Below are 7,341 nucleotides of genomic sequence, written 5' to 3' on the forward strand. Positions count from 1 at the left end.
AAAAAGTCACTGTTAGCACAGTGACCGCTATTTTTAAAGAATTCTTGTTGCCCTTGCGCGGTGACAATTAATCAGAATTCTCCTCGTGATCGTCTCTCGGCGGGATCAGACTTTTGTATGTGCTCGGTCCTGGCTCTCACCCTCTATCGAAAAAAGCCTGTGCAGATAGCAGGCATCATCGTCTGAAAAGACGACATAGTATCGTTTCCCCAAGGATTGCAGGCGCAACTGTAGTATGGCGATATCACTGCCATGCTGTCGCAATAATTCAAGCTTGTCGGGATGTTTTGCGATCGACTGTCCGTGACGCAGTTTTTCGATCACGCAGGCGATATGCAGCACAACGCCATACAGCGTGGATAGCTCCAGTTTTTTGTGCCAGGCCAGTTCAACGCTATGGATCATCTGTCGGATATCAAACAGTAACTGCTGTTTATCCAGACTGGTGAAGTCCGTTTTAATAATATCTAATTCATCAAGAATACAGAGTTCATGCTCGACCTTAGTGCGGATAGCCTCTAGTGCATCCCCGGTAAAAATCTCCAGCATATTGTAGTGTGGAATATCCAGCTCGGTTTTAAACGGGCCTGTCACACATATCAGGTATTCCTCAAGCTCTATCTTTCTGAGACGTTCACCGATATCCTCCTCGCCTATCAGATTAATGGCCACCACCTGGATCTGCTGTTGATAGTCAGCTAGCTTGCGCTCAATAAATTTTTTCAGGTAGAGTGCGGACCCCTCTCCGGTGGTGCACATAGTTACCAATATCAGTTTACAGTGGCGCTCACTTTCTGGCTGCGGCTGCGGCTGTGGTTGTGGTTGCGCTTGTGGTTTGTCACCCTGCTGTTGGTTTATTTTTCGGGTATTGGCGATGTTATCTATGCTCACCTGCAATGTCTCTTCATAGACAAAATCCAGTGGATAGCCCAATATCGCCTTGCCGCAAGCGGCCAGTATGTGTGAGGAGCTGGCCATTGGAATTGTACGCGTCTCGATATTCAGTTGTTTTTCCAGATCGCGTCCAAAGTTGGTCAAGGATCCCATATCGACCAGCAGCAACACGTTACAGTCAGTAGCAAACTCTTTCAGGTGCTCAACAACCATGTTGTAGATGCTGGCCGGGGAGCTCTCCAGAGGCATATTAAAGCCGGCAGCGTGGTTGCCGCCTAACAGCTGATTACAGGTATTGACGTTGGAAGTCGCCGCCGATTCACCATGCTGGATCACCAGCACAGCAACGCGCGGATTTTCTCCAGCGCTGATCCTGTCTCCGCTGGTGAGAAATATGGTCAGAAAAGCCGCTTCATCCTCAGGCGTTAACACATCAAATGTGTCATTAATAATAGATAAACATTGCTTGGCAACGGCAAATTCAGCCGGGTGTTGTTGGCGTATTTGTACGAGTTGCGGGTTGACGATCTTTTTATTATTCCTCAAGCGGAATAACAGGTTAGAGATATGCAGAACCATCGCATATTTGATCTGTTCAGCCAGAGGATGGCCCAATTGATGCATACAAAGTTCGGATATTCTCTCCATCACCGAAATGGCATCTGCCCCGGCCAGTTTTTCTAACATGGCGTAGTTGGAAGAGGTTTTGGCCATATCCAGGCAGTGACCTAGGTAGTTATTGATATCGTTGGCGATCACATCATCCAGCTGTTTTCCGCTAGAGCCCAATTGCTTAAGCTGATTGACCCGATTATCGATCAGCTCATAAATACTTTCCTTTCTGGCACCACTCAAACCGGAAATTAAACCGTCTGTATCCTCGTCAAACACAAACATACGTTGGTCGACGCTGGTCAGGTGCGCCCATAATTGGCGGTGATCGGTGTAGGTATTAAGTCCTGCTTTAATGTTTTCCGGCAGGTTATAACTGATGATCTGTACCTGCTGCTGACGACCGGTAATATAATCGGCATAAGCTTTGGCGCACAGGATGCGGATATCGGCTTCCAGCTGACCAATGTTGGCCGAACAATGGTAGCCGATAAGCGAGCGAATGACATTAACAGAAATTTTGATCGATTGACCGAGACGGGTTGACTCTTTGCGGATAAAGAAGCTGACCAGCGTCAGGCGTTCTTCAATGCCTCGCTCCGCCAAAGAGGGGATGATGACGCGCATCGGGATACGACGCACAAAGGTTTTCAGCAAGCCTGAATCGGGATTTTCCGTGGTAGCGCAAAGCAGAGTGACGCGAGCCTTACGCTGACAGTTACTTTCACCAAGACGGCGAAAGTGGCCGTGATCGATAAAGGTAAACAGCATCTCCTGCCCCTCTGGCGGTAAACGGTGTACTTCATCAAGAAACAGCATGCCCTTATCGGCGAGTTCGATTAGCCCCTGGCGATCCTGTTCTGCACCAGTATAAGCGCCTTTTTTGCAGCCAAACAGTTGGGCGACCAGCAGCTGCGGATTGTTTGCATACTCGGCGCAATTAAAAACAATAAAAGGCGCATCCGCTGACAGACAATTCAATTCGATAGCGCATTTATGGGTCAGATCGGCAAACATCGACTTACCGGTGCCGGTCTCACCCTGTAGCAGAATATGCATGCCATGAGGCGGATAGAGAATAGCTGCCTTAACCTGTTCTATACAGATATGCAAACTAGGACAGAGTCGCTGTAACTGATCTAATACGGTTTCATCTATTATCGGCTTTGGTTTAGCCTGCTCGGCAACGGAGTGATAATAGACGGGGCGACTGCCAGACTTGCTAATCTTACCCTCATCGCATAAGCGATTCAGATCTCTGCTGACGTTGGCGCGATCTAAGCTCATTAATGTAGCCAATTCACTTGCTGTGATCCCCTGCTCAGTTTCAGATGTCAGCAATTGCTGATATATTGCATCTATACGTCTCATTAAATTATTTGTCCTGACATTTTTGTTATCGTGCATTCATAGCGCTCTATCTCTTATATCGTTCTGATATAGCTACTGATTTTAGCTTAGATTTGCTAAAAAGTCTCAGCTAGGTGATTCCCGTACAGGAAAGGAGTTTTCATTAATGAGGCAAAAATTGAACCGCTCCTTGTTCTGTCGGCAGGGTGCTGAACTAGTTGACAAAAAGCTTCAGCTATCTATTTGACTTCCTGCTCGCAGAAAAAGCTTATTTCAAAGTGCTGTGGTGAACAAAGGCACGGTTCTCTTCCAAGCTGTTAAATAATGTCTACTTCTTGTGTGATTTTTGATCTTCAATCACCTTCAGAGCCTCATGATGCTCCTGAGCCACAAGCTCCTCAGTGATGTCATCTATGTCACCTATGCTGTCAAAGGGTTTCTTTTTACCCGGCAAACGATCTTTCTTTAGTCGCTTCTGCTCGAGGCTGTTCAGCGTCTCTTGAAGCTCCATGGCTTCCAGCTCACTGCCAAGTTGTGCTTGCACCGAGTTGACAGCTTGTTTCACCTTGCTTATCCATTGGCTGCCGGTCCGCATTACCACTGGCAATCGCTCTGGACCTAAGATTATCAGCCCCATCACAGAGATCAGCAGAACTTCCCAAAAACCAATATCAAACATAGTGTCCTGTTCTGGCATTCGTGAGATGGTCTCAATCCACATTTTTAGATGCATTCGCTATAATGCATAAACAATGCCAACACACTAAAAAGATATTTATAACAATAGGATAAGATGTTATTAGGAAAAAATCACACGGTAATACTATTGTTGTAATATAAAAAAAATTACTGTGTAGCTGTATTTTTAAGATACTTAGTATGTGTTAGAAAATACAGAGAACAAATAGATAAGCAGTATTCCTGGATGTATTTCAGCTGCATTAATTGGATTGATAAAGGGTAAAAAGCTAGCTACAGATCTACTAAAGTGGAAGTGGTGCTCGGTATTTTTTGAATGAGAGGCTAGGACTGGAGAGCTGCAGCAGAGCATAAATAATAAAAAGCCACTTGAGGGTGGCTTTTTCCGGATTAAGACTTAATTGTACTTATCCCGCGTGACTAAGTTGCATTAATTCCGCTCTAGAAACTAACTTCCATACCAGCAAGGTAAGCGAAGTCCATATCTGTTTGGTTTGCAACCTCAACGTACGCCTTCATGTTGGGGTGGAACTTGTAGATAACGTTAGCAAAGTAGTTATCAGAGGCTTTCTGACCGTCGGTGTCGAGCTGAGAATAACCAACCATAGTCCTCATATCGCCCATTTTGTAGGTGATTGTAGCCTGTATCATTTCGGTAACCACATCATCATACTCTTCTTCACCGTAACCGCCGGCAAAGCTTAAGTCTTTATAGTTGTAAACAGCATGACCCCAGAAGGTTTTCCACTCTGCGCCACCGGATGTGCTTTTTGCTTGTGTATTTTGATCGGCCTCGACCAATGTTGGATATTCACCGATTGAGTAGAAACCTTGCAAAGTCACCGGGCCAATATCAACGTTGGCTATCGTTTCAACCAGTGAGGTATCTGTCGAGCCGTCAGAGGTTTTCTCCTGCAGGTCGGCATCCACACCGAACCAGAAGTTCTCTCCGTAATACATATAGCGGATCACGTCATCGCCTTTAGTTGGGGTGTTCCAGAACCATTGGCCCAATTCTTGGTCATCGTTGGTGCCATACCAGTCCCCGAACGTTTTCATCCTACCGAATATCAGCTGGCTGCCGCCATACTCGAGACCGACATAGTATCGATCGAGTTTAATGGTGCCGCCATCTTCAACATCATTGCTCTTGAACTCGGTCCTAAGCGAACTGATGGCACTAACGTCATTACCCAGATTTGCCTTTACTTTGAATTCTACCTCACCATCATCAAAGCGCATCTCAGGCCCCTTTTCAGAGCTTGAAGGAGTCAGCTTTTGGATATACTGAATCTCCATTTGACCTTTCACCGAGAGCTTCAAATCATCAGTCTGATAGAAATCATACGCGTTTGCTGAAGACGCAAACATTGCTGGGATTACTAATGCAAGTAGTGTTTTTTTCATAATACGTTCCTGTATTTTTCATTTAATTTAAGGCCGAGTTCTTCATGAGCCTGCCGGTAAAACTTAGCAATACCTATTTCCCTGATGTGGGGGTAGTGCAGGTTATTTTGCATTCCAGACCGCTGGCAGTCAGAATAGCCGCTACTCTCGACTCTGCTGTTACTGTAAATGCTTTGTTGTGAATCGTTTTTTCTTGTCGTTTTCAGCACCTCCTTGTAGCGCTATTAAAAAATAAAAAAACACTCTAAAAGTATTTGTATAAAAACTGGATTCGTTAGGCTCTATTCAGTTGATGTACACATAAGTAGCATCGCTAGAGCTACACTGCCCCATTACAATTTAGGGGAAAACTGTGTGTCATCAGAACCAAATAACCAGTCTTGCTATTGTAAATTGCACAAACGATGCCAACACACTTAAAGTGCATGCATAACAATGAGATACGCTAAATTTTGGTTGGTAAATACACACAATGTTGCTGTAAGTTATGTAACAAAACTTTACTGTGTTGCGGGAGGAAAATGCAGCATTAGCGTTTATGATTAGAAGTAATGGAGGTGCTTAACTGAAGTGATATATTTCAGATAGCATCAAAGCGTTACAAGGGCGGTAAGCAAAACAATTCGTTTGTAGAAATTTCAGGTGAGTTTACGGAGGAAAGTTAGTCATTTGTGAAGTAGCATTAACTCGTGGATATATATTTAAACTCTATTTCAGCTTGAGTCTCTGGTTCGCCCCTAGATTTGTAGACACCTTATAAGGTTATAATGAAACAAATAACGAGAGGTGAAATATGCGCGGAAAACGCTATCCAGATGAATTTAAAATTGAAGCTGTTAAACAAGCAACGAATCGTGGTCATACAGTCACAGATGTTGAAGCAAGGCTTGGAGTAATCAGTAAAAGTTTGCATAACTGGATCAATAAGTTTGGCAATGAAGATCATCAACATACTACGATAGACAATCAACAAGACGAAATACTAAAGCTAAAAGCTGAGCTTAAACGTGTTACTGAAGAGCGTAACCTTTTAAAGGAGGCCGTGTACTTTGCAAGCGAGTCAAAGAGAAGTACACGTTCATAAAGTCTAAGCTTGAAATTTATCCATTAGCGTCAATGTGTCGCGTGATGAACGTTCATCGTAGTGGTTTTTATGCATGGCTCAAATAACCTCACAGCAAAAGCGCGATAGAAGATAAGCGCTTACATGGGCAAGATTAAACAGTTTTGGTTAGAGAGTGGCTGTGTATATGGCTATCGTAATGTCACCTTGTATTTGCAGGATGATGGTGAACTATGTGGTAAAAATCGAGTATATCACATCATGAAATCAGCAAAGATCAATGCGATACGTGGTTATAAGCGTAAAGCTAGCTTTGATGGTGGTCCTGTACATATTGCAGCACCAAATACACTGAATAGAGGCTTTAACGTGACAGAGCCGAATAAGGTTTGGGTCACTGATTTTACTTATATCAGAACGCATGAGGGATGGTTATATCTAACCGTTGTTATTGACCTGTTTTCACGGCAAGTTGTTGGCTGCACAATGAAAAGCACACCTAAGGCAGATCTTGTCATTGATGCGCTACTAATGGACGTTTGGCGACGTAATCCAACTGACAAAGTACTTTTACATTCCGTTCAAGGTGTGCAATATACTTGTTCTAATTGGCGCAGTTTCTTAAAGGAACACAACTTAGAAGCTAGAATGAGTCGCCGAGGTAATTGTCATGATAATGCTGTTGCAGAGAGTTTTTTCTCATTGCTAAAGAAAGATCGAGTTAAACGTAAGGTATATAAAACAAGGAATGAAGCAAGATCAGAGATCTTTAATTATATTGAATATTTCTATAATCCAGTGCGACATCATGGTACAAATAACGGACTGTCTCCGATGAAGTTCGAAAAGCAGTATTTTGAGAACTTAGAAAGTGTCTAGGAAAATAGGGGCGAACCAATCTGAAGTAAACAGCAGCATACCCTTTGAGTTACTTTGGTTATTTTTATTGTTGGTATCGGTAAAGTCCCAGTCAATCCTACTGATTTCGTTGTCTTTTGACGTGGTTTAATTGATTCGACTAACCCAGTTAAGACATAATTGATTTAACTGGAGATTGAAATGAAAACACGTAAAACCTATTCAAAAGAGTTCAAACTTGATGCCATTGCGCTGGTAAGAGAGCAAAATTACAATATTGCAGAAGCAGCTAGAAACTTAGAGATTACTCCTCAGATTCTGGGCCGTTGGATAAAAGAGGCAGAAAATGATGATGGCCATGCATTTAGAGGAAACGGTAAACTAACTCCAGAGCAGGACGAGATCCGTAAGTTAAAAGCACAAGTAAAACGCTTGGAAATGGAGCGTGAAATATTAAA

Annotated in this window: 4 protein-coding genes and 1 pseudogene; 2 read left to right on the forward strand and 3 right to left on the reverse strand. The window is 43.4% G+C overall.

What is annotated here, in order from left to right; all coding sequences use genetic code 11:
* Positions 1 to 105 precede the first annotated feature (105 nt).
* The 3 genes from G327_RS25320 to G327_RS0121150 form a co-directional block, all read right to left on the reverse strand.
* On the reverse strand, positions 106 to 2,913 hold the full coding sequence (locus G327_RS25320; protein WP_019616802.1) for a sigma-54-dependent transcriptional regulator: 2,808 nt from the start codon (positions 2,911 to 2,913) through the stop codon (positions 106 to 108).
* Between the two features lie 271 nt (positions 2,914 to 3,184).
* The gene (tatB, locus tag G327_RS26295) at positions 3,185 to 3,535 is read right to left on the reverse strand and encodes a Sec-independent protein translocase protein TatB (RefSeq protein WP_169337256.1); all 351 of its coding nucleotides are present in this window, start codon (positions 3,533 to 3,535) and stop codon (positions 3,185 to 3,187) included.
* A gap of 461 nt (positions 3,536 to 3,996) precedes the next feature.
* Positions 3,997 to 4,962 carry a porin gene (locus G327_RS0121150; RefSeq protein WP_019616804.1) on the reverse strand — a complete coding sequence of 322 codons (966 nt, stop codon included), beginning with the start codon at positions 4,960 to 4,962 and terminating at the stop codon, positions 3,997 to 3,999.
* A gap of 793 nt (positions 4,963 to 5,755) precedes the next feature.
* Here G327_RS0121150 and G327_RS25780 point away from each other — a divergent pair.
* Positions 5,756 to 6,904, forward strand: a pseudogene (locus G327_RS25780) (IS3 family transposase).
* 180 nt (positions 6,905 to 7,084) lie between these two features.
* Positions 7,085 to 7,341: transposase (locus tag G327_RS0121170; protein WP_019616808.1), on the forward strand; the 257-nt coding region annotated here is incomplete at its 3' end.

The organism is Psychromonas ossibalaenae ATCC BAA-1528 (assembly GCF_000381745.1).
Classification (GTDB): domain Bacteria; phylum Pseudomonadota; class Gammaproteobacteria; order Enterobacterales; family Psychromonadaceae; genus Psychromonas; species Psychromonas ossibalaenae.